We start from the raw sequence: 21,074 nt of genomic DNA on the forward strand, positions 1-21,074 counted from the left end.
TCCCGTGTCGCTACAAACCGATTGCCGATGCGATCCAATAGGTCGCTCCAGAAGCGATGTAAGCGAGCACGAACAAATAGCCAACCATGAACGCGGGCCATTTCCAGCCGTTGGTCTCGCGCCGCGTGATCGCGATCGTCGAGATGCATTGCGGCGCGAACACGAACCACATCAGGAAGGCAAGCGCGGTCGGCAGCGTCCAGCGCTTGCGCAAATTCTCGATCATCGATTCCTGACCCGCAGGTGCGTCGGGATCGTCGATCGCGTAGACCGTGCCGATCGCCGCCACCGCCACTTCGCGCGCCGCCATCGCGGGGATCAGCGCCAGCGTGATGTCGCGGTTGAAGCCGATCGGTTCGAAGGCGGGGGTGATCGTGTTGGCGATCCGGCCCGCGACCGAATAATTGACCTCGGAGATGTCGCTGCCCGCGGGCGGCTTGGGAAAGCTCAGCAGCGCCCACAGGATGATCGTCGAGAACAGAATGATCGTGCCCGCGCGCCGGAGGAAAATCCACGCGCGCTGATACAGGCCGATCAGCACGTCGCGCGCGCGCGGCCATTGGTATTTGGGCATCTCCATCATGAAGCCCGACGAGGCGCCCTTGGTTACCGTCCGCCGCAGCACGAGCGCGGCGAAGAACGCGCCGACGATCCCCATCATGTAGAGCGAGAACATGACGAGCCCCTGCAACCGCACGAACCCGAATACGGGATTGTTGGGGATGAAGGTGCCGATGATCAGCGTATAGACCGGCAACCGCGCCGAACACGTCATCAGCGGCGCGATCAGGATCGTCGTCAGCCGGTCCTTCTCATCCTCGATCGAGCGCGTCGCCATGATCCCTGGCACCGCGCACGCGAACGACGACAGCAAGGGGATGAAGGCGCGTCCCGACAGCCCGACCGCGGCCATGATCCGATCCATCAGGAACGCCGCGCGGACCATATAGCCCGAGGCTTCGAGCAGCAGGATGAAGAAGAACAGGATCAGGATCTGCGGCAGGAACACCACCACCGCGCCGACGCCCGCGATCACGCCGTCGGCGATCAGCGATCGCAGCACGCCGTCGGGCATGGTCGCGCGCACCGCATTGCCGAGGTCCGCGAAGCCGGCGTCGATCGCGTCGGCGGGGACGACCGCCCAGGTGAATACCGCCTGGAACATCAGGAACAGGATCGCGGTCAGCAGGATCAGCCCCGCGACCGGATGCAGCGCGATCGCATCGATCGCGTGCGTCCAGCGACGGACCGGTGTTTCGGATATGGTTCCCGCCAACGCGATCGCGCGCGCGCGGCGCTGGAGCGCGACGATATCGTCGGTGACACTGCCGTCGCCGGCAGCGAGCCGCACCGCCGTGCCGTGCCCGATCACCCCGGCGAGCGCCTGTTTGAGATCGTCGATCCCGCGCCGCCGCACCGCGACGGTCGGCACCACGGGAACGCCCAGTTCGCGTGCCAGCGCTTCTGGATCGAGCGTCAGTCCGTCGCGCGTCGCAAGGTCGATCATGTTGAGCGCGACCACCACCGGCAGGCCGAGCGCGATCAATTGCAGCGCGAAGCGCAGATGGTTGTCGAGATTGGCGGCATCGACGACGACGATGATCGCGTCGGGCAGCCGCTCGCCGGCTTGTGCGCCGGTGATGACGTCGCGCGTCACGCGCTCGTCGGGCGACGACGGCTCGAGGCTGTACGCGCCGGGCAGGTCGAGCAGTTCGACCGGGCGGCCATCGTCGAGCGCCATCCGGCCCGCGTGGCGCTCGACCGTGACGCCGGGATAATTGCCTACCTTCTGCCGCGCGCCGGTGAGCGCGTTGAACAGGGCGCTTTTGCCGGAATTGGGATTTCCGACCAGCGCGACCAAAGGGGCCGGCGTCATCAGGGGGTCGAGACGTGGATCGCGCCGGCGACCGCGCGCCGCAGCGCCACCGTCATCCGCCCGATCCGGCACGCGATCGGCCCACTGCCGAGCGTCGCGCGGTGGAGCACCTCGATCGCCACGCCCTCGTCAAAGCCGAGTTCGCGCAAGCGCCGCGCCTCGGGCACCGCGAGTTGCGCCCAGTCGATACCCGCCACGGTTGCCGGCTGGCGGCGCGGCAGCTTTTCGAGAGTCACCGAAATCATCACGCTGGTGGACATATCCATGCTGCGAGTGATTATCAATAACGGCGGGCGAAGGAAAGCCCCCTGATTACGTCTCCGGTTGGGCGAATTGTCACACCACCGGATAGCGTAGCCGGCCGATGAAGCGCGACAGGCTCGGGCGGTGCTCGACGCGTTTGAGGAAGCCGGCCTTGGCCTTTTCGAATCGCATGATTCCCTCAATCCGGCGGGCGAGGAAAGCGCGCGTATCGGCCCAGCCCTCGCTCTCGTCGTCGAGGAACACGGTGATCGTCGCGGCATAGATGCCGCCCAGCATCGCGCGTTTAGTGTAATGATTGTAATCGGTCGCCTTGTCGCCCGCGGCGCGCCACATGACATCGGCCGCGCGCCAACCGAGCTTGCCGGCGCGGATGACGTGCGGCGGCAGCGCGAGGATCGCGATCGCGCGGCGCAGCGATTCGCGATGGGGCGCGAGCAGCGCGAGCCGTGCCTCGACCAACGCGGTGATCTTGCCGCGGACGTTCATCACCGCCAGCCGTTCGGGCGGCACCGCGGCGAGCATCGCGCGGTCGACATGCGCGAACCAGGCGTCGATCATGTCAGATGCGCCGCCGGCGAAGGCGAGCCGCGCGACATCGATATCGACGCCCGCACCGGTCGCCGCGGCGACGATCGCCTCGTCACCCCAGCCGTCGAACGCGGCATTCCCGGCGATGTCGGATGCGAGGCCGTCGCGGATTTCGTCGAGCGTCGGATCGGGGGGAAGGCTGGTCATCGTGCGTCTCCTGTATGCCTTCTACCCGGTGGCCCGGCGCGAAGTCGAGCGGTGGGCGCCGCTATCCGCGCCGATCGTCGCGCTCGCAGCCCACCGGTGCGAGCTGGACCGGCACAGGCGACCGGCGCCGCACCAGCACCAGCGCGAGCCCGACCAGCAGGGCGCCGGCAAAATCGGGCGCACCCAGCACTTCGTCATAGGCGAACCAGCCGATCGCGCCCGAGACGACCGGCTGGGTCAGCAGCGCGATGCCGATGACGAGCGGCGGCAACTTGCCGAGCGCGTAGATCATCAACCCCTGCCCCACGACCTGGCTGAGCAGCGCGAGCGTGATTAGCGGCGTCCAATCGCCCGGCCAGATCCGCTCACCCAGCGTCAGTGCGAACAGCAGCAGCGGCACGGTGCTGACCAGCGACGACAGCGCGAGCGCAGGGAGCGGCGCGATCGTCGTGCTGACGCGCGCCATGATGATGAAATAACCCGCGTAGAGCACGCCCGCGAACATGCACAGCAGGTCGCCCGCGAAATTGTCGGGCGACAATTCGTAGCTTCGGCCCATCAGCAGCGCGCCGCCGGCAAGCGCCATCACCAACGCCAGCGCCTGCATCCGCGTCGGCCAGGCGCGCGCGATCAGGAAACCGTAGAGGGGATAGATCAGCGTCGCCGAATTGCCGAACAGCGTGGCGTTGGCCATCGTCGTCTTGAGGATGCCGACATGCCATGCGCCGAGATCGCCCGCGAAGAACAGCCCCGCGACCGCGAGCGGGAGCCAGATCGCGCGGTGCATGTCCCGCGGGCGCCAGCCGCTCGCGACCGCCCCTGCGAACAGCAAGGGCACCGCCAGCGACAGCCGCCAGAATCCCGCGGCGACCGGGCCGACATCGGCCAGCCGCACGAACCACGGGCCGAACGCGAGCGCGATATTGCCGACTATCAGCGCGATGACGGGCATCAGGCTTGGCCGGTCGGTAGATTTTCTTGAAGCGGTCGCGTCGTGCATGACGCCTCCCAGCGCCTATCTCAGGCGGCTAGTAGCAAAAGGAAACCCGATGCCAAGCCTCTTTGATCCGGTGCAGCTCGGCGCGATCACCGCCCCCAACCGCATCCTGATGGCGCCGCTGACGCGCGGCCGCGCGACCCGCGATCATGTGCCGACGCCGATCATGGCCGATTATTATGCCCAGCGCGCGAGCGCGGGGCTGATCATTTCGGAAGCGACCGGGATCAGCCGCGAAGGGCTCGGCTGGCCCTATGCGCCCGGGCTGTGGAGCGACGAACAGGCCGAACACTGGGCGCCGATCACGCGTGCGGTCCACGATGCGGGCGGCCGGATTTTCGCGCAGCTCTGGCATATGGGGCGGATCGTCCACCCCGATTTTCTCGATGGCGACAAGCCGGTCTCGTCATCGGCGACGACCGCGCCGGGCGAAGGCCATACCTATGCCGGCAAGCAGGCCTATGCCGAGGCGCGCCCGCTCGACGTCGCGGAAATCCCGCGGCTGCTCGACGATTATGCGCGGGCGACCGAAAACGCGCTCGCCGCGGGGTTCGACGGTGTCCAGCTCCACGCTGCGAACGGCTATCTGATCGACCAGTTCCTGCGCGACGGCGCCAATTTCCGCACCGATCGCTATGGCGGCAGCCCAGAGAACCGCTTTCGCCTGCTGATCGAGGTGGTCGAACGGATCGCCGCCATCGCCGGGGCGAACCGCACTGCGGTGCGCTTCTCTCCCAATGGTGATTCGCAGGGCGTGCAGGATAGCGATCCCGAAGCGGTGTTCGTCCCCGCCGCCAGGGCGCTCGACGAGATCGGGATCGCCTTTCTCGAGCTGCGCGAACTCGGCCCCGAGGGTACGTTCGGCCGGTCGCGGCAGCCCAAGGTATCGCCCGCGGTGCGCCAGGTCTTTGCGCGCCCGCTCGTGCTCAATCAGCAATTCGGGGCCGAGAGCGCGCAGGCCGCGCTCGATTCGGGCGTCGCCGATGCGATCGCGTTCGGCCGCCCGTTCCTTGCCAACCCCGATCTGCCCAAACGCTTCCGCCACGGCGCCGCGCTCAACCCCGACGTGATGGCGACATGGTACGGCCGTGGGGCCGAAGGCTATACCGACTATCCGGCGCTGGAGGCCGTCACGGCGGCGTAAAGGGCGCTCTTCTGCCCGTGTCGGGCCTCAGAGGCTGTTTGAGAAATTGCGGAAGGGCGTTTCCGCAGCGCGCCGAAAAGGCGCACTCAAAAAGACCCTCAGCCGAACCGGTCGCGCAGCGCGAGCATCGCGAGCGCTGCCTTGGCCGCCTCGCCGCCCTTGTCCTTCTCGTCGGGCCGGGCGCGCGTGAGCGCCTGCGCTTCGTTCTCGACCGTGAGGATGCCGTTGCCGATCGCCAGGCCGTCCATCGTCAGCGCCATCAATCCGCGCGCGCTCTCGCCCGCGACGATCTCGAAATGATAGGTTTCGCCGCGGATCACGACGCCGATGGCGACATAGGCGTCGTAACGGCCGCTCTCGCTCGCGAGTGCGACCGCGCCGGGGATTTCGAGCGCGCCGGGCACCGTCACCGTCTCGTGGATATGGCCGGCCGCGTCGATCGCGGCGCGTGCGCCGGCGAGCAGCAGGTCGTTGAGATGCTCGTAGAAGCGCGCTTCGACGATGAGAATGTTGGCCATGTCTGTTTCCCGTAAAGGTCAGCTTTCGGTGATCGGCCGTTCGCCGACGATCGACAGCCCATAGCCGTCGAGGCCGACCAGCGTGTGGTGCGAGTTGGTGAGCAGCACCATTTCCTCGATGCCGAGCCCGGTCAGGATCTGAGCGCCGACGCCGTAATCGCGCAGCTCGTCCATATCGGCGGGCTCGAGCTTGCCCGCCTTGGCCTGCACCGCGCGGGTGAAGACGTCGCCGCGATGGCTGGCGAGCAGCACCACCACGCCTGCGCCTTCCTCGCCGATGATCTCCATCGATCGGCGCAGCATGTCGCCGCGCTCGCCGCCCTCGCCGAACATGTCGGTGAAGGGCGACAGAACGTGCATCCGCACCAGCGTCGGCGTCGCGGGATCGACCTTGCCCTTCACCAGCGCGATCTGATCGGTGCCTTCGGCCTTGTTGAAGAAGCTGATCGCGTTCCATTCGCCGCCCCAGCGGCTGGTGAAGCGCGTCTCGGCGCGGCGCTCGACGAGATGGTCGTGGCGGCGGCGATAGGCGATCAGATCGCGGATCGTGCCGATCTTGAGCGCGTGGCGCTGCGCGATCGGGACCAGATCGTCGAGCCGCGCCATCGTGCCGTCCTCGTTCATGATCTCGCAGATCACGCCCGAGGGATTGAGCCCCGCGAGCCGCGCGACATCGACCGCGGCCTCGGTATGCCCGGCGCGCACCAGCACCCCGCCCTCGCGCGCGACCAGCGGGAAGACGTGGCCCGGCGTCACGATCTCATCGGGGCCGTTGGCCGAATCGATCGCGACCGCGACGGTGCGCGCGCGATCGGCCGCCGAAATCCCGGTGGTGACGCCCTCGCGCGCCTCGATCGAGACGGTGAAGGCGGTCTCGTGCCGGGTCCCGTTCTTGCGGCTCATCAGGTCGAGCCCGAGCCTGTCGACGCGGGCCTTGGTGAGCGCGAGGCAGATCAGCCCGCGCCCGTGCATCGCCATGAAGTTGATCGCGTCGGGGGTCGCCATCTGCGCGGGGATGACGAGATCGCCCTCGTTCTCGCGATCCTCGTCGTCGACGAGGATGAACATGCGGCCGTTCTTCGCCTCGTCGATGATCTCTTCGGGGCTGGAGAGGAAGGCGTGGCGCAGATGCGCGAGCGTGGGGTTAGGATTGGCCACGGTAATGCTCCATGCGTTGCAGGTAGCGGGCGAGCACGTCGATCTCGATATTGACCGGCCGGCCGGGCACGAGCGTGCCCAGCGTCGTCACCGCCTGCGTGTGCGGGATGATGTTGATCGTGAAACGGGTGCCGTCGCGTTCGTCCGTGACCTCGTTGACCGTCAGCGATACGCCGTCGAGCGTGATCGAGCCCTTGGCGGCGACGAACGGGGCAAGTGCGTGCGGTAGGCGGATCGTGACGCGTTTCGAATCGCCCTCGTCCTGCACCTCGATCACCTCCGCGACGCCGTCGACATGGCCGGTGACGATATGCCCGCCCATTTCGTCGCCCAGCTTCATCGCGCGTTCGAGGTTGAGCGCGGCGCCCTCGATCCACTGGCCCGCGGCGGTGCGCGACACGGTTTCGCCTGACACGTCGACCGCGAACCAGCCGGGCGCCTTGTCGATCACGGTAAGGCACACGCCCGAGCACGCGATCGAGGCGCCGAGATCGATGCCTGCGGTATCGTAGTGCGTCGCGATGACGGCGCGCAGGTCGCCGCGGTGCTCGATCGCGGTGATCGTGCCGATATCGGTGATGATTCCCGTAAACACTCAGGCCTCCCTGGCGCGCTCGTAGACCTCGAGCCGGTCGCTGCCAAGCTGGCGTGCGTCGGTCTGTTGCCAGCGGCCGTGCGCCTCGGCGAGCGCGCCGAGCCCGATATCGCCCAGCGCGGGCAGGCCTCCCCCGATCAGGATCGGCGCGCGATAGAGCAGCAGCCGATCGACCAGATCGGCGGCGAGAAAGGCGCTTGCCGCACCCGCGCCGCCTTCGACCAGCACGTGATCGACGCCGGCGAGCGTGGCGATGTCATGAGGCGATCGAATCTTATGCCATCCATTGCCCTCCGCGCTTCCGTGGGGGTGACGCCTGGAGAGCAACAGGCGTCGGGGTGCCCGGTCCTCGAGCCCCGCCAGCCGCACGTCGAGCGTCGGCGTGTCGGCTTGCCACGTCCCGCGCCCCACCAGGATCGCCTCGTGCCGTGCGCGTTCGAGATGCGCGTGCGCGCGCGCCTCGGCGCCGGTGATCCAGCGGCTTTCGCCCGAGGCCAGCGCGATACACCCGTCGAGCGAAGTGGCGAGCTTGAGTGTCACCTGCGGTCGGCCCAGCGCCTGCCGCGTCAGGAATCCGGCCATCGCCGTGCGCGCTTCCGCCGCCAGCATGTCTTGCGCAACGGCGATCCCCGCGGCTTCCAACCGCGCGATACCGGCGCCGTGCGTGCGCGGATCGGGATCGCCGCGCGCGATCGCCACGCGCGCCACACCGGCCTCGATCAACAGCGACGAACAGGCCGGCCCTCGGGCGCTTTCATGCGCGCACGGTTCGAGCGTGACATAGACGGTCGCGCCGCGTGCCTCCTCGCCGGCCTGCGCCAGCGCCATCGCCTCGGCATGGGGCCGGCCGCCGGGTTGCGTCCAGCCACGCCCGACCACACGGCCCCGGTTCACGATCACGCAGCCGACATTGGGGTTGGGCGCGGTGCGTCCACGGCCGCGCGCGGCGAGAGCCAGCGCCGCGCCCATCCAGCGCGCGGCGTCCGGGTTCAGAGGCCCCATGCGTCAAGCTGGTTGTCGAGCCGCTGGAATTCGGCCTGGCGCTTCTTCTGCGCGGCCTCGATCTCGGCCATCCGCTTCGCCTTGATCTTCATGTCGATCTTCTGCTGCGCGAGGATTTCGGCCTCGCTGCGATCGGCGCGCCATTGCTCGACATAGATGATGTTGCGTTTGTAGGGCGTCGGGATGTGCGAATCGTGGAAGAAACCCGCGACGATCAGCCCCGTCACCGCGATCGCGAGGAAGCCGAACAGCAATTGATGCGGATGGCGCTGCCCCAGGAATACCCGCAGATCGCGATACGCCCGCAGCGGCGACATGAACCGAAGAATTTTCACAGAACGCTAGATAGGCCCCCGGCGCCGGTCGTGCCAGCCCCGGGGGATGGGGCTCAATCGCTCATCACGAAGCGCACCGATTTGGTGATCCAGCTTTCCTGCGGCACCCCGCCACGCGTTGCCGGCTTGAACCGCCAATGGCCCAGCGCCTGGCGCCGCGTCGCCTCGTAAAAGGCGTCGCTCGTCGCCGAGACGCGCTCGACGCGCTTCACGCGGCCATCGGTGCCGATCAACACCTTGATCACGACATTGCCCTCGCGATTCGCGCGCCGCTCGGCCGAGGGGTAGGGGGGCTGGAGCGCGGCGGCGTAGCGCGGATCGGTTTGCGCCGGGATCAGCGGGGGCAGCGGCGGCGGTGGCGGATCGACCGTGACCGGATCGGTGCCGGTGCCGGTCAGGGTTCCCGTCGAGGGGCCGATATCGATCACCAGCGGGCCGGGATCGGGGCGCGTCACCTCGACCTCGACATGGCGCGGCACGGTGATGCGTTCGGGTATCGGATCGGCGTTCGCGCGCGGTTCGGGGGTCGGGATCGGCTCGGGCGGTGGCGGCTCCTTGACGGGGTAGAGGATGAAGGGGCCGTGGGCCGCGATCTTTTCGACAATGGGCGCCGAAAAGACCAGCGCGCCCATCACGGCGCCGTTGATCGCGATCGCCAGGGCGATGCTGACAGGGTTGAGCCGGTGGGGGCTCGCATAGCGGTCCGCATACATCTGCCTCTCCTTCGTATCATCTCCTTCGGGTCGGCGCGCTTCCTGGGCGTCTGCCGGATTGAAATGTTACAACATAACGTTACGAAGCGGAAGCCTTTGATTCGAGTGAGGGTCGCTTGCGACCGGGCGCGCGGACTTCAGTTGATGGCGAGCCGCTCCAGCGCGCGTTCGCGGCCGATCAGCGGCAGCAATTGCGCCATGTCCGGCCCCGAGTCGCGGCCCGTCAGTGCGCGGCGCAGCGGCAGGAACAGCGGCTTGCCCTTGCGCCCGGTCGCTGCCTTGAGGTCGCCCGTCAATGCGTGCCAGGGGTCGCCCGCCCAGTCGATCGTGCCCGCGATGCGGTGCGCCTCGGCAAGGAAGGCGCGGTCGTCGGGGTCGAATTCGGTCGCCGCGACCGGCCCCTCGACGACGTGCCACCAGTCGGCGGCGTCGGCGATGCGGGTCAGGTTGGGCCGCACCGTTTCCCAGCCCGCCGCGTCCATGCCGGCGGGCAGCGCCCCGGCGACGCGGTCATAGGGCAATTGGTGGACGATCCGGGTGTTGAGCGCGCGCAATTCCTCCTCGTCGAACCGCGCCGGCGCGCGCCCGAACCGCGCGAAATCGAATGTGTCGACCAGCGCGTCGGCCTCCACGATCGGCTCTACGGAATCGCTGGTGCCGATCCGCGCGAGCAGCGCGCGCACCGCCTCGGGCTCGATCCCCGCCTCGCGGAACGCGTCGACGCCCAGCGAGCCGAGCCGCTTCGAGAGCTTGCCCTCGCTTCCCGTCAGCAGCGCTTCGTGCGCGAAGGCCGGCGGCGGCGCGCCCAGCGCCGCGAACATCTGCAATTGCAGCGCGGTGTTCGAGACATGATCCTCGCCGCGCACGACGTGGCTGATCGCCATCTCGGCATCGTCGATCGCCGAGGGGAGCATGTAGAGCCACGATCCGTCGGCGCGCCGCACCACGGGATCGCTCATCGTCGCGGGATCGAAATGCTGGGGGCCGCGGATCAGGTCGTCCCATTCGATCGGGGCGTCGTGATCGAGCCGGAAGCGCCAGTGCGGCGCAATCCCCTGGGCGGCATATTGCGCGCGATCGGCATCGGTCAGCGCCAGCGCCGCGCGATCGTAGATCGGCGGCAGCCCCCGCCCGAGCTGGATCTTGCGCTTGAGATCGAGTTCCTGCGCGGTCTCGTAGGCGGGATAGACGCGGCCCGCCGCGCGCAAATTCTCGAACCGCGCCTCATAGAGCGCAAACCGCGCCGATTGCCGTTCCTCGCCATCAGGCACCAGCCCCAGCCAGCCCAGATCGCGCCGAATCGCTTCGACGAACCGTTCCTCGCTGCGTTCGGCGTCGGTATCGTCGATCCGCAGCACGAAGCGCCCGCCGTGCTTGCGCGCCCACAGCCAGTTGTGGAGCGCGGTGCGGATGTTGCCGACGTGCAATTGCCCGGTGGGCGACGGCGCGAAACGCGTGATGACGGTCATGGCGCCGCTCTAGCACTCGGCCGGGCGGCGGCAATGCCCCCTTTTCGATTTCGATCCTGCCGCCTAAGGGGAGGGCCAGGGACCGCGGGAGCTTCACACCATGAAATTGATGGCCGGCAATTCGAATCTGCCGCTTGCCCAGGCGATCGCCGACTATCTCGAGCTGCCGCTCACCAACGCCAATGTGCGGCGCTTCGCCGACGAGGAGATTTTCGTCGAGATCCTCGAGAACGTCCGCGGCGAGGACGTGTTCGTGCTCCAGTCGACGAGCTTCCCCGCCAACGACAATCTGATGGAATTGCTGATCATGGTCGATGCGCTGCGCCGCGCCTCGGCCAAGCGGATCACCGCGGTGCTCCCCTATTTCGGCTATGCCCGGCAGGATCGCAAGCCGGGGCCGCGCACGCCGATTTCGGCCAAGCTCGTCGCCAATCTGGTGACGACCGCGGGCGCCGATCGCGTGCTCTCGGTCGATCTGCATGCCGGGCAGATCCAGGGCTTTTTCGATATTCCGACCGACAATCTCTACGCCGCGCCGGTGATGTCGGCCGATATCAAGGCGCGCTTCGCCGACCATAATCTGATGATCGTCTCGCCCGATGTCGGCGGCGTGGTGCGCGCGCGCGCGCTCGCCAAGCGGCTCGACAACGCGCCGCTCGCGATCGTCGACAAGCGCCGCGAGCGCGCGGGCGAATCAGAGGTGATGAACATCATCGGCGAGGTCGAGGGCCGCTTCTGCATCCTGATCGACGATATCGTCGATTCGGCGGGGACGCTGTGCAACGCGGCGGCCGCGCTCAAGGCGGCGGGCGCGGAAGACGTGATCGCCTATTGCACTCACGGCGTGCTCTCGGGCGGCGCGGTCGCGCGCGTCGACGGCTCGCAATTGCGCGAACTCGTCATCACCGATTCGATCGGCAGCCATGAAACGATCACGGGCTCGGCGCGCATCCGCCACCTCACCATTGCGCCGCTGCTCGCCGAAGCGATCCGCCGCATCGCCGATGAATCGTCGGTTTCCAGCCTGTTCGATTAGGGTTTGATCGTTGCGGGCCGGCGCCGCCTCGGAAATCGCCGCTCCGCCGATTTCTCAAGCAGCTTCCGACAAACTCACGATATGATTGAACACCGCTGGGTGGAGCGGGCGCGCGAAGGCGCAGCCGTACAGCAGGCCGTCGCGCCACGCGACGGTCGCCTCCAGGCTCGCGAGCCCCGGCAGCGTCAGCCAGACGATATGGCCTTCCCACAGCGTGAAGCTGGTCTCGGCGCGAAAGCCCGTGGTCGAAAGATCGATCACGTCGATGTCGAACTTGGCGGTGCCGCGATCGCGCAGTTGCGCCTTCAGCCGCACCGGCTTGCGTAGGGCACGGCGGTTGTCGCCGGAACCGCCTGCGATCGGACCCATCGGCGCCATCCGTTCTTGCTAGCGCCGATCGGCGATCGCGCCAAGGTGCGCGGTCGCACGCATCGCGACGATCGCGAGCACCGCGACGAAGCCGGCAAGGCCGAGCACCGCATAGGTCAGCGCGCGCAGCCAGCGGATCAGGTCGGGGGTCCGTTGCGGTGCCGGCATGGCCATTTGCCCGTCGCCCACGCCGCCGTTCCCGATGCTGTCCGGCGCCGCAACCGGCGTCTGTGTCACACCGGTGGGATCGGGCGTGGGCACCGGTTCGATCGCCATTTCGCCGGTGGCCTCGCCGTGTTCGGGGCCGCGTTCGGGGCCGCGTTCGAGGACGTCCGGCGCCGATACCGACACCAGCGAGCCGACGATCGCGAGCGTGGCGAGCGTGCTCAGCACCAGCACCGCGACGCGGCCGATCCAGTCGAGCACCCTCATGCGGCGGGCGCCGGTTGTTCGTGCGCCGCGCGCCGCCGCGCGAGCGCGGCCTTTAATGTCGCGGATGCCGCCGCGTGGAGATCGCCGCATCCCCGGAACCGGTCGCGCGGGCAGTGGCGGCTCGCGTGCAGGAAGCGGCCGGGGCCGTGCGTCACCCCACGGCATATGGCGCAGGCAACAGCTTCCATGCCGCGCACGGTCGCAAGAAACAGCGGGATGCCGAGCCAGAGCGCCATGCGCGTCTTATAGCCGCCGCTGTGGGCAAGCACACGGCAAAACCGGGCGACGGTGATTATTGATAACGCAACGCAATACTAACAGCGGATCAAATTGCGGCCGTGGGGGTGGATTTGCCCGCGCGGCTGTGCTTAAGCGCCCCGCAAACCGTTCCGTCGTGAAGGACAAGTCTCCGATGAACATCCACGAATATCAGGCCAAGGAACTGCTCGCGAAATTCGGCGTGCCGGTGCCCGCCGGTTATGCCGCGCTGAGCGTTGAGGAGGCGGTCGCCGCCTCGAAGAAGCTTCCCGGCCCGCTCTACGTGGTCAAGGCGCAGATCCATGCCGGCGGCCGCGGCAAGGGCAAGTTCAAGGAACTCGGGCCTGATGCCAAGGGCGGCGTCCGCCTCGCCCGTACCGAGGAGGAGGTTCGCGCTGCCGCGGCCGACATGCTCGGCAACACGCTGGTCACGGTGCAGACCGGCGACGCGGGCAAGCAGGTCAACCGCCTCTACGTCACCGACGGCGTCGATATCGCGCACGAATTCTACCTCGCCCTGCTCGTCGATCGCGTCACCGGCCGCGTCGCGTTCGTCGTCTCGACCGAAGGCGGCATGGATATCGAGACCGTCGCGCACGACAGCCCTGAAAAGATCCACACGTTCGACGTCGATCCCGCGACCGGCTTCATGCCGCATCACGGCCGCGCGGTCGCGAACGCGCTCGGGCTGACCGGCGATCTCGCCAAGCAGGCGCAGCGCCTCGCCGGCAAGGTCTATGATACTTTCCTCGGCACCGACGCCGCGCAGATCGAGATCAACCCGCTTGCCGTCACCGAAGCTTCTGGTGATTCTGGGGCAAAGCTGCTGGTGCTCGATGCCAAGGTCGGCTTCGATTCGAACGCGGCTTTCCGCCACAAGGACCTGCTCGAGCTGCGCGACGAGACCGAGGAAGACCCGCAGGAGCTGGAGGCGTCGAAATATGACCTCGCCTACATCAAGCTCGACGGCAATATCGGCTGCATGGTCAACGGCGCCGGGCTCGCGATGGCGACGATGGATATCATCAAGCTGAACGGCGAGTTCCCTGCCAACTTCCTCGACGTCGGCGGCGGTGCCAACAAGGAAAAGGTGACCGCGGCGTTCAAGATCATCCTTTCCGATCCGGCGGTGAAAGGCATCCTGGTCAACATCTTCGGCGGCACCATGCGCTGCGACATCATCGCCGAAGGCATCGTCGCTGCCGCCAAGGAAGTGAATCTGTCGGTGCCGCTGGTCGTCCGGCTCGAAGGCACCAACGTCGACAAGGGCAAGGAAATCCTCGCTAATTCGGGCCTTGCGATCGTGCCCGCCAACGATCTGGGCGATGCGGCGAAGAAGATTGTCGCCGAGGTCCGCAGCGCGGCTTGACAAATTTTCCCCTCTCCCGTCGGGAGAGGGTTGCGTAGACTTGGGTCGGGCGTGACCGGACCATAGTCGAAGCTGGGTGAGGGGATCACCCTGTCGAAAGCACACCCCCTCATCCAATTGCGACTGGCACCGCCTTCGCGGGGCAAGTCTCCGTACCCTTCTCAAAGAGAAGGTTTGGAGGAGAGTGAAGCATGAGAGTCCTGGTACCGGTGAAGCGGGTTCTTGACTATAATGTGAAGCCGCGTGTGAAGGCGGACGGGTCGGGTGTTGATCTCGCGAACGTGAAGATGAGCATGAATCCGTTCGACGAGATCGCGGTCGAGGAGGCGATCCGGTTGAAGGAGAAGGGCGTCGTCACGGAGATCGTGGCGGTGTCGGTGGGCGAGGCGAAGTGCCAGGAGACGCTGAGGACGGCGCTGGCGATGGGCGCCGACCGCGCGATCCTGGTGCAGACCGACGATCGCGTCGAGCCCTTGGGCGTCGCCAAGCTGCTGGCGAAGATCGTCGCGGAGGAAGCGCCTGAACTGGTGATCCTGGGCAAGCAGGCGATCGACGACGACAACAACCAGACCGGGCAGATGCTCGCCGGGCTGCTCGGCTGGGGGCAGGGCACCTTTGCGAGCGCGGTCGAGATCGCCGACGGCCATGCCAAGGTGACGCGTGAAGTCGATGGCGGGCTCGAGACCGACGACCTCAAGCTGCCCGCGATCGTCACCACCGATCTGCGCTTGAACGAGCCGCGCTACGCCTCGCTGCCCAACATCATGAAGGCCAAGTCGAAGCCGATGGCGACCAAGACGCCCGCCGATTACGGCGTCGATGTCGCGCCGCGGCTCACCGTCACCAATGTCGTCGAGCCGCCCAGGCGCAGCGCGGGCGTCAAAGTTGCCGATGTCGATGAACTGGTGACGAAGCTGAAGGCGCTGGGAGTTGCGAAATGAAGACGCTGGTCTGGGTTGAGCATGACGGCAAGGCCGTCAAGGACGCCACGCTGTCGGCGGTCACCGCGGCGGCGAAGCTGGGCGAGGTCCACCTGCTGGTGGCGGGGCAAGGCGTCGACGGCGTCGCCGCCGAGGCGGCGGTCATCGCGGGCGTGGGCAAGGTCCATGTCGCCGACGATGCCGCCTATGCGCATGGGCTTGCAGAAAATGTCGCGCCGCTGGTCGCTGGCCTGATGGCGACGCACGACGCCTTCGTCGCACCGGCGACCACGACCGCCAAGAACATCGCCCCGCGCGTTGCCGCGCTGCTCGATGTCATGCAAGTGAGCGACATCCTGTCGGTGGAGGGCGCCGACAGCTTCACGCGGCCGATCTACGCGGGCAATGCGATCGCGACGGTCAAGACCAGCGACAAGAAGCTCGTCCTTACCGTGCGCACCACCGCGTTCGACAAGGCGAGCCCCACCGGCGGTACGGGCAGCGTCGAGAAGGTGGCGAGCACCGGCGACGCGGGTCTCTCGAGCTTCGCGGGCGCCGAGATCGCCAAGCTCGAGCGGCCTGAGCTGACCAGCGCCAAGGTGATCGTCTCGGGCGGCCGGGCGCTGCAATCGAGCGAGAATTTCAAGACGCTCATCGAACCGCTCGCCGACAAGCTCGGCGCCGCAGTGGGCGCAAGCCGCGCGGCGGTCGATGCGGGCTATGTCCCCAACGATTACCAGGTCGGCCAGACCGGCAAGATCGTCGCGCCGGAAGTCTATATCGCGATCGGCATCTCGGGCGCGATCCAGCACCTTGCCGGCATGAAGGATTCGAAGACCATCATCGCCATCAACAAGGACGAAGACGCCCCCATCTTCCAGGTCGCCGACATCGGCCTCGTCGGCGACCTCTACAAAATCGTCCCCGAACTCACCGATAAACTCTGACACCGTCGGGATTGCGAGGACCGCAACACCCCTTCGTCACCCCGGACTTGTTCCGGGGTCCAAGCCGCCGCGCACCTCATGCGGCCCGTTGGATGCCCGAACCAGTCCGGCATGACGAAAAGGGAGTCGCGGTCCCTCTACCAATGTTGGGGAATTCCTGTCACACCGTTGCCCATGCGCGGCCGGTCGACTCCCGTTTCCGCTATCTCCCGCCCCGATAGCCCCGTTTCGGCCCAGCCGCGTGATTCCTTCCAGACCGTCAACTTGGTCAACTTAGCGCGCCGCGAGCAGGCGTTTTCAATCATTTGCCGGAGGCACCCTGCGTGACCCCCACCGATTCGCTCCATGTCGTCACCGGCGGCCCCGGCTCGGGCAAGTCAACGCTGATCGACGCGCTTGCGGCGGCGGGATTCGCCACGTCGCCCGAAGTCGGCCGTGCGATCATCCGGGAGGAGATGGCATCGGGCGGCGCCGCCTTGCCGTGGGTCGATCACCTCGCCTTCGCCGAGAAGATGCTGGTACGCGAAGTCGCCGCGCACGATGCGGCGCTGGCCGCCGCCGGGCCGGTGGTACTCGATCGCGGGGTTCCCGATGTGGCGGGTTTCCTGCGCATCTCGGGGCTGGCGGTGTCGCCTGCGATCGATCGCGCGGCGCGCGAATGCCGCTACAACCCCCGCGTTTTCATCGCGCCGTGGTGGGAGGATATCTTCACCGCCGACGCCGAACGCAAACAGACGCCCGGCGAGGCGCGCGCCACCTTCGCGGTGATGGTCGAGACCTATCGCGACTATGGCTATCGGCTTGTCGAGTTGCCGCGGGCAGCCGTTGTGGATCGGGTCGCCTTCGTCCGCGCGCATCTTGAGGACATGCAATGATCGGCATGACCTGAAAAAAGGTAAGCCCCGTCGCGTTGGCGGCGGGGCTCCCTTTGATGATCGTCCACCGTGAGGCTTCGGATCGATCAAATTGCTCGTTCTTTCGTTCAAGCCTGTCATCAACGCGCGGGCACGCAGCGGGTTCCCGCCCACTCGCGAAAAGTTTTCGCGCGTCAGCCGCCACCGCGCGCGAGCTTTTCCTTGAGCTCGGCGAGCGCGCCGAACGGCCCCGCTTGCTCCTCGCTCAGCACACCCGCGTCGCGCAAGGCAGCCTCGGCGCCGGGCGCGCGCGGGAACGGTTCGAGCGCGAGCGCCATCGTTTCCGCCGCCGCCTCGCCCAGATCGATCGCGCCGCCCATGATGGCGATCGTATCGAGCGCCTCGCCGCTCAATTCGATCTCCTCCTCGTCGGCCGTTTCCTCGTTGACGAAGCGGAGCGCGACCGGCTCGTCGAGCGTGGCGGGCACGGGCTCGCTGGTGACGACGCACGCCTGGCTGACGGCGCCTTCGACATTGCCCCGCGCGACGATACCGCCGGCCTCGCGGTGCAGCGTGAACGCGGCGGCGAGGCGGTCGATCGCGATCAGCCCGAAGCGGGCGGCGAGCGCCGCGCGTTCGGCCGCGTCGGCCTCGATCTCGATTCGGCGCGGCTGGTCCCCGATCGTATCGAGGCGGATGGGACGCGAAAATTCGGGCGTCACGGCAATCGTCCTTCGAGCACGGCTTGCGTCGGCATGGCATCGAGCGCGGTGCGAAAGGCGGCCAGCCGGTCGCGGGTGTGCGTAAGCGCGGCGGGCGCGGGGGCCGTGCCCCGATACAGGTTGCGCTCTAGCGCGGGGCCGAGATCGCCCTCGGCGAGCCCGGCGCGATACGCGCCCAGCCGGCCGCCGAGCATGCTCATCATCCGGCCGATATGCTTGCCGACGACGATGTCGCCGATCCCGATCTCGCGCAACTGGCCGTCCATGTCGTCGACGAAGCGCTCGGCGAGGTGCGTGCTCGGCACGCTGCCGGCCGGATCGCCTTCCAGCCGCAGCAACACCATCGCCAGCACCGCGGCGATCACGTCGAACCGGCCGTCGACCGTATCGGGCACCCCGCCGTCGACATACCAGTGCGGCGCCCGCGCGCGTGCGACGATCGCGGCATAGAGTACTGCCGTCTCGCGGTCGTCGCTTCTGCCCAACAGGCGGTCGATCAATCCCATCGTGTCGTTCTTTCCGAATGCCTGCGGCCTTGTTCGGCGGGCCGCCAGCGCATATTGAGGCGATCGGCGCGCGATGCAATCCGCGCCGGGTTCCACCGCGCCCGGGAGATCGGCATGCGTTTCAGTTCCACCATTCTGTCGGGTGCCGCGCTCGTTCTTGCCGGCGTCGCGGCCGGCGGCTGCACCCCGCTCAGGTCGCACCAGGGCTATGTGGTCGATGTCGATCTCGTCAATTCGGTGCAGCCCGGCGTCGATAATCGCGAATCGGTGCTGGCGACGCTCGGCACGCCGACCTTCACCAGCCAGTTCAACCAGGGCGACTGGTATTATGTCGCGCGCGACAGCCGCAACCTTGCCTTCAACAATCCCCGGCCGGTCAATCAGAACACGCTCCAGATCAGTTTCGACAATGCGGGGACGGTCAGCAGCATCCGGCGGATCGGCCTCGAACAGGTGGCCTCGATCCATCCGCTGGGCAAGAAAACGCCGACGCTGGGCCGCGAGCGCGGATTCTTCGACGAGCTGTTCGGCAATATCGGCGCGGTCGGCGCGCCGGGCGCGGGGCAGGTCGGGGGCGGCGGCCGCGACACGCCCTGACGCTGCTGGAGTTTGATCCACTTGCGTGGATGCGGCACCGGCCCACTCCCCCACCTGGCCACCCACAGGATCATGCTGGATGGGTGGCCGGGTGGGGGAGTGGGCCGGTGCCGCATCCGGTTCAGCGAAGCTGAATCCGGCGAAGCAATCCGATCGGCCGCGACACGCCCTGACTTTTGACTACCGCACCGTGAAAAGCACCTGATCGACGACGTCGCCGCCGAGATCGACGAGCCGCAGCCGGTGCTTGCCGGGGGCCGCGAAGATCAGCGGATTGGTGTCCGCCGCCCCCAGCTCGCGCCCGTCGAGCGTCAATCGGTGCGCGGTCACCTCGCCCGACACGCCGATCGCCAGCCGCTGGCGATCGATCGGAATATCGGGATCGATCGCATAGACGCTCCCCGACACCGGGTTGGTGATGTGCGGCCGTCGTGCGGTCGCGGGCGCGGTCGCGATCCGCGTCTGGCCGGTGCCGGCGATGAAATAGTCGGTACGCGGCTGCTCGGCGGTGCCCGTGAACGCGACGCGCTGCGCCACCACGCGTCCGGGCCGTTCGGGCGCGCGCGGGCGAGCGCCGTCGTGGATCGCGAGCATCACGTCGCGCCACACCGGCGCGGCGCCGCTGGTGCCCGAGACGGCACGCATCGGATCGCCTTCCTTGTTCCCCACCCAGACGCCGACGGTGTAGCGGGTCGAATAGCCGATGCACCAATTGTCGCGCATCGCCTTCGACGTGCCGGTCTTGACCGCGGCCCAGAACGGCAGCCGCAGCGCGTTGTCGAGCCCGAAGGTTGCGACCCGCGCATTGGGATCGGCGAGCATGTCGCCGACGATCCAGGCAGCGGCCGGCGTCGTGATCGCGCGCGGTTCGGCCTCGGGATCGTCCTCGGTCAGCCGCAGCGGCGACCAGCGCCCGCCTTCGGCGAGGCTGCGAAAGGCGGCGACCTGCTGCATCAGCGTCACTTCGGCCGAGCCGAGCGCGAGCGAATAGCCGTAATATTGGCCATCCTCGGTCAGCCCGCGATAGCCGGTGTCCCACAGCCGGTCGCGGAACTGATCGACGCCGACGAGGACGAGCGTGCGCACCGCGGGCACGTTGAGCGAGCCCGCGAGCGCGGTCCGCGCCGATACCGGCCCCTTGAACGCGCGATCGTAATCCTGCGGCACGTAGAGCCCGCTCGCGGTATCGAGCTGGACGGGCGAATCGTCGAGGATCGACGCGGCCGTCAGATAGCCTTTCTCGATCGCGTCGGCGTAGAGAAAGGGCTTGAGCGTCGATCCCGCCTGGCGATAGCTGTCGGCGGCATCGACCGCGGGCGCGGTGGAGGCGGTGCCCGCGCCGCCGACATAAGCGAGCACGTCGCCGGTCGCGTTATCAACGACGATCACCGCGCCGTCGCGCGCGCGCCCGGCAAGGCCGTGAAGCTGGCGTGCGAGGCTCGCGGTCGCGATCCGCTGGAAACGCGCGTCGATCGTCGAGGTGAGGCGCATCCCCGCTTTGGTCAGCAGCTTGACCGCGAGGTGCGGCGCCAGCTCGGGATCGAGCTGGAGGCTGCGCGCGGGCGCCAGCATCCCCCAGGCGGCGGCTTCGAGCCGGTCGCACGGCACGCGTCCGTGGCCGAGCGCGCAGGCGCGCCGCGCGACCGCATCCGCCGACCCTTGCGGATCAGGGAGCAGCGCGGTGAGCAGCAGTGCATCGTCGCGGCCGATCGCGTCGGGGGTCTTGCCGAACAGCCCCAGCGCCGCCGCGCCGATCCCCTGCGCCTCGCCGCGGAAGCCGGCCAGGTTGAGGTAGGCTTCGAGGATTTCGTCCTTCGACCAGTGCGCCTCGATCTCTCTTGCGGCGCGCATCTGCCGGAGCTTGTCGAGCCAGCCGCGCGCGCCGGGTGCGGCGAGGCCGGGCGAGAGGAAGCCCGCGAGCTGCATCGTCAGCGTGCTCGCGCCGCGCCCGCGCCGTCCTTCGATCCGATCGCGCACCGCGCCGATAACGGCGAGCCAGTCCACGCCGTGATGGCGACGGAAGCGCTGGTCTTCCGAGGCGATCAGTGTGTCGCGCATCATCGGCGACACCTTGTCGAGCGGCGTCCAGGCGAGCCGGCGGACCTGGAAATCGACACGCACGCTGTCGATCAGATGGCCGTTGCGATCGTAAAGCCACGCCTCGGAAGGGTGCCACGCCGCTTTGACCGTCTTGTACGAGGGCAGCAGCGGCGGGCGAGTGACGTAATCGCCGATCGCCACCAGCGCGGCGATTAGGA

At 67.8% G+C, this 21,074-nt stretch carries 24 protein-coding genes; 7 read left to right on the forward strand and 17 right to left on the reverse strand.

Annotated features, from left to right (window positions below; genetic code table 11):
• Window positions 1-10 precede the first annotated feature (10 nt).
• From feoB to DFR49_RS13200, 4 genes are all read right to left on the reverse strand, one after another.
• Window positions 11-1,876, reverse strand: a complete 1,866-nt coding sequence (feoB, locus tag DFR49_RS13185; protein WP_119036094.1) for a ferrous iron transporter B — start codon at window positions 1,874-1,876, stop codon at window positions 11-13.
• A complete protein-coding gene (locus DFR49_RS13190) occupies window positions 1,876-2,142 on the reverse strand; it encodes a FeoA family protein (protein ID WP_119036095.1) in 267 nt (88 codons plus the stop codon). Before DFR49_RS13190 ends, feoB begins: the two co-directional genes overlap by 1 nt.
• Window positions 2,143-2,212: 70 nt before the next feature.
• A complete protein-coding gene (locus DFR49_RS13195; protein ID WP_119036096.1) occupies window positions 2,213-2,875 on the reverse strand; it encodes a COQ9 family protein in 663 nt (220 codons plus the stop codon).
• A gap of 61 nt (window positions 2,876-2,936) precedes the next feature.
• Entirely contained in the window at window positions 2,937-3,875 is a 939-nt protein-coding gene (locus DFR49_RS13200; RefSeq protein ID WP_119036097.1) for a DMT family transporter, read from the reverse strand.
• Between the two features lie 49 nt (window positions 3,876-3,924).
• Between DFR49_RS13200 and DFR49_RS13205 the strand changes: the two genes are divergently transcribed.
• A complete protein-coding gene (locus DFR49_RS13205) occupies window positions 3,925-5,016 on the forward strand; it encodes an alkene reductase (RefSeq protein ID WP_119036098.1) in 1,092 nt (363 codons plus the stop codon).
• Window positions 5,017-5,114: 98 nt separating this feature from the next.
• Here the strand turns inward: DFR49_RS13205 and ribH are convergent, their stop codons facing one another.
• The 7 genes from ribH to gltX all read right to left on the reverse strand — a co-directional run bounded on the left by ribH (window position 5,115) and on the right by gltX (window position 10,806).
• Window positions 5,115-5,534, reverse strand: a complete 420-nt coding sequence (ribH, locus tag DFR49_RS13210; protein WP_119036099.1) for a 6,7-dimethyl-8-ribityllumazine synthase — start codon at window positions 5,532-5,534, stop codon at window positions 5,115-5,117.
• Window positions 5,535-5,552: 18 nt separating this feature from the next.
• Window positions 5,553-6,692 (reverse strand): 3,4-dihydroxy-2-butanone-4-phosphate synthase, encoded by a 1,140-nt coding sequence (gene ribB / locus DFR49_RS13215; protein WP_245968452.1) that lies wholly within the window; start codon window positions 6,690-6,692, stop codon window positions 5,553-5,555.
• Window positions 6,679-7,287: a riboflavin synthase gene (locus DFR49_RS13220; RefSeq protein ID WP_119036100.1), complete on the reverse strand. Its 609-nt coding sequence runs from the start codon at window positions 7,285-7,287 to the stop codon at window positions 6,679-6,681. The genes ribB and DFR49_RS13220 overlap by 14 nt, the downstream gene beginning before the upstream one ends.
• The gene (ribD, locus tag DFR49_RS13225; RefSeq protein ID WP_245968458.1) at window positions 7,288-8,289 is read right to left on the reverse strand and encodes a bifunctional diaminohydroxyphosphoribosylaminopyrimidine deaminase/5-amino-6-(5-phosphoribosylamino)uracil reductase RibD; all 1,002 of its coding nucleotides are present in this window, start codon (window positions 8,287-8,289) and stop codon (window positions 7,288-7,290) included.
• Window positions 8,277-8,606 carry a hypothetical protein gene (locus DFR49_RS13230; protein WP_245968462.1) on the reverse strand — a complete coding sequence of 110 codons (330 nt, stop codon included), beginning with the start codon at window positions 8,604-8,606 and terminating at the stop codon, window positions 8,277-8,279. The genes ribD and DFR49_RS13230 overlap by 13 nt, the downstream gene beginning before the upstream one ends.
• Before the next feature lie 71 nt (window positions 8,607-8,677).
• Window positions 8,678-9,337 carry an energy transducer TonB gene (locus tag DFR49_RS13235; protein WP_119036102.1) on the reverse strand — a complete coding sequence of 220 codons (660 nt, stop codon included), beginning with the start codon at window positions 9,335-9,337 and terminating at the stop codon, window positions 8,678-8,680.
• A gap of 137 nt (window positions 9,338-9,474) precedes the next feature.
• Window positions 9,475-10,806: a glutamate--tRNA ligase gene (gene gltX / locus DFR49_RS13240; RefSeq protein ID WP_119036103.1), complete on the reverse strand. Its 1,332-nt coding sequence runs from the start codon at window positions 10,804-10,806 to the stop codon at window positions 9,475-9,477.
• A gap of 100 nt (window positions 10,807-10,906) precedes the next feature.
• On the opposite strand from gltX, the gene DFR49_RS13245 reads away from it, so the two are divergent.
• Window positions 10,907-11,842, forward strand: a complete 936-nt coding sequence (locus tag DFR49_RS13245) for a ribose-phosphate pyrophosphokinase (RefSeq protein WP_119036104.1) — start codon at window positions 10,907-10,909, stop codon at window positions 11,840-11,842.
• Window positions 11,843-11,896: 54 nt separating this feature from the next.
• Here DFR49_RS13245 and DFR49_RS13250 read toward each other — a convergent pair whose 3' ends face one another.
• Genes DFR49_RS13250 through DFR49_RS13260 form a run of 3 tightly spaced genes read right to left on the reverse strand, consistent with a single transcriptional unit; the run spans window position 11,897 to window position 12,879 of the window.
• Window positions 11,897-12,211 (reverse strand): PilZ domain-containing protein, encoded by a 315-nt coding sequence (locus tag DFR49_RS13250; protein ID WP_245968469.1) that lies wholly within the window; start codon window positions 12,209-12,211, stop codon window positions 11,897-11,899.
• Between the two features lie 18 nt (window positions 12,212-12,229).
• Window positions 12,230-12,643, reverse strand: a complete 414-nt coding sequence (locus DFR49_RS13255; protein ID WP_147373694.1) for a hypothetical protein — start codon at window positions 12,641-12,643, stop codon at window positions 12,230-12,232.
• Window positions 12,640-12,879, reverse strand: a complete 240-nt coding sequence (locus DFR49_RS13260) for a hypothetical protein (RefSeq protein WP_147373695.1) — start codon at window positions 12,877-12,879, stop codon at window positions 12,640-12,642. Before DFR49_RS13260 ends, DFR49_RS13255 begins: the two co-directional genes overlap by 4 nt.
• Before the next feature lie 176 nt (window positions 12,880-13,055).
• On the opposite strand from DFR49_RS13260, the gene sucC reads away from it, so the two are divergent.
• From sucC to DFR49_RS13280, 4 genes are all read left to right on the forward strand, one after another.
• Window positions 13,056-14,270 carry an ADP-forming succinate--CoA ligase subunit beta gene (sucC, locus tag DFR49_RS13265; RefSeq protein ID WP_119036108.1) on the forward strand — a complete coding sequence of 405 codons (1,215 nt, stop codon included), beginning with the start codon at window positions 13,056-13,058 and terminating at the stop codon, window positions 14,268-14,270.
• A 191-nt stretch (window positions 14,271-14,461) separates the two neighbouring features.
• The gene (locus DFR49_RS13270; protein ID WP_119036109.1) at window positions 14,462-15,211 is read left to right on the forward strand and encodes an electron transfer flavoprotein subunit beta/FixA family protein; all 750 of its coding nucleotides are present in this window, start codon (window positions 14,462-14,464) and stop codon (window positions 15,209-15,211) included.
• Window positions 15,208-16,137 (forward strand): electron transfer flavoprotein subunit alpha/FixB family protein, encoded by a 930-nt coding sequence (locus tag DFR49_RS13275; protein WP_119036110.1) that lies wholly within the window; start codon window positions 15,208-15,210, stop codon window positions 16,135-16,137. The genes DFR49_RS13270 and DFR49_RS13275 overlap by 4 nt, the downstream gene beginning before the upstream one ends.
• A 323-nt stretch (window positions 16,138-16,460) precedes the next feature.
• Window positions 16,461-17,012 (forward strand): AAA family ATPase, encoded by a 552-nt coding sequence (locus DFR49_RS13280; protein WP_119036111.1) that lies wholly within the window; start codon window positions 16,461-16,463, stop codon window positions 17,010-17,012.
• Window positions 17,013-17,185: 173 nt separating this feature from the next.
• Here DFR49_RS13280 and DFR49_RS13285 read toward each other — a convergent pair whose 3' ends face one another.
• Window positions 17,186-17,713 (reverse strand): YceD family protein, encoded by a 528-nt coding sequence (locus DFR49_RS13285; RefSeq protein WP_119036112.1) that lies wholly within the window; start codon window positions 17,711-17,713, stop codon window positions 17,186-17,188.
• Window positions 17,710-18,219, reverse strand: coding sequence for a ubiquinol-cytochrome C chaperone family protein (locus DFR49_RS13290; RefSeq protein ID WP_119036427.1), 510 nt, complete (start codon window positions 18,217-18,219; stop codon window positions 17,710-17,712). The genes DFR49_RS13285 and DFR49_RS13290 overlap by 4 nt, the downstream gene beginning before the upstream one ends.
• 114 nt (window positions 18,220-18,333) lie before the next feature.
• Here DFR49_RS13290 and DFR49_RS13295 point away from each other — a divergent pair, with 114 nt between their 5' ends.
• Complete coding sequence (locus tag DFR49_RS13295) at window positions 18,334-18,816, forward strand: outer membrane protein assembly factor BamE (protein WP_119036113.1); 483 nt, start codon at window positions 18,334-18,336, stop codon at window positions 18,814-18,816.
• Window positions 18,817-18,996: 180 nt separating this feature from the next.
• Here the strand turns inward: DFR49_RS13295 and pbpC are convergent, their stop codons facing one another.
• On the reverse strand, window positions 18,997-21,057 hold the full coding sequence (gene pbpC, locus DFR49_RS13300; protein WP_245968471.1) for a penicillin-binding protein 1C: 2,061 nt from the start codon (window positions 21,055-21,057) through the stop codon (window positions 18,997-18,999).
• Window positions 21,058-21,074: the final 17 nt, after the last annotated feature.

Origin of the sequence: Hephaestia caeni (genome assembly GCF_003550065.1) — a bacterium.
Lineage (GTDB): Bacteria > Pseudomonadota > Alphaproteobacteria > Sphingomonadales > Sphingomonadaceae > Sphingomonas > Sphingomonas caeni_A.

Coding starts and splice junctions, on each gene's coding strand:
- feoB (WP_119036094.1), bottom strand. CDS start 1,876: ATGACGCCGGCCCCTTTGGTCGCGCTGGTCGGAAATCCCAATTCCGGC.
- DFR49_RS13190 (WP_119036095.1), bottom strand. CDS start 2,142: ATGGATATGTCCACCAGCGTGATGATTTCGGTGACTCTCGAAAAGCTG.
- DFR49_RS13195 (WP_119036096.1), bottom strand. CDS start 2,875: ATGACCAGCCTTCCCCCCGATCCGACGCTCGACGAAATCCGCGACGGC.
- DFR49_RS13200 (WP_119036097.1), bottom strand. CDS start 3,875: ATGCACGACGCGACCGCTTCAAGAAAATCTACCGACCGGCCAAGCCTG.
- DFR49_RS13205 (WP_119036098.1), top strand. CDS start 3,925: ATGCCAAGCCTCTTTGATCCGGTGCAGCTCGGCGCGATCACCGCCCCC.
- ribH (WP_119036099.1), bottom strand. CDS start 5,534: ATGGCCAACATTCTCATCGTCGAAGCGCGCTTCTACGAGCATCTCAAC.
- ribD (WP_245968458.1), bottom strand. CDS start 8,289: ATGGGGCCTCTGAACCCGGACGCCGCGCGCTGGATGGGCGCGGCGCTG.
- DFR49_RS13230 (WP_245968462.1), bottom strand. CDS start 8,606: ATGTCGCCGCTGCGGGCGTATCGCGATCTGCGGGTATTCCTGGGGCAG.
- DFR49_RS13235 (WP_119036102.1), bottom strand. CDS start 9,337: ATGTATGCGGACCGCTATGCGAGCCCCCACCGGCTCAACCCTGTCAGC.
- gltX (WP_119036103.1), bottom strand. CDS start 10,806: ATGACCGTCATCACGCGTTTCGCGCCGTCGCCCACCGGGCAATTGCAC.
- DFR49_RS13245 (WP_119036104.1), top strand. CDS start 10,907: ATGAAATTGATGGCCGGCAATTCGAATCTGCCGCTTGCCCAGGCGATC.
- DFR49_RS13250 (WP_245968469.1), bottom strand. CDS start 12,211: ATGGGTCCGATCGCAGGCGGTTCCGGCGACAACCGCCGTGCCCTACGC.
- DFR49_RS13255 (WP_147373694.1), bottom strand. CDS start 12,643: ATGAGGGTGCTCGACTGGATCGGCCGCGTCGCGGTGCTGGTGCTGAGC.
- DFR49_RS13260 (WP_147373695.1), bottom strand. CDS start 12,879: ATGGCGCTCTGGCTCGGCATCCCGCTGTTTCTTGCGACCGTGCGCGGC.
- sucC (WP_119036108.1), top strand. CDS start 13,056: ATGAACATCCACGAATATCAGGCCAAGGAACTGCTCGCGAAATTCGGC.
- DFR49_RS13270 (WP_119036109.1), top strand. CDS start 14,462: ATGAGAGTCCTGGTACCGGTGAAGCGGGTTCTTGACTATAATGTGAAG.
- DFR49_RS13275 (WP_119036110.1), top strand. CDS start 15,208: ATGAAGACGCTGGTCTGGGTTGAGCATGACGGCAAGGCCGTCAAGGAC.
- DFR49_RS13290 (WP_119036427.1), bottom strand. CDS start 18,219: ATGGGATTGATCGACCGCCTGTTGGGCAGAAGCGACGACCGCGAGACG.
- DFR49_RS13295 (WP_119036113.1), top strand. CDS start 18,334: ATGCGTTTCAGTTCCACCATTCTGTCGGGTGCCGCGCTCGTTCTTGCC.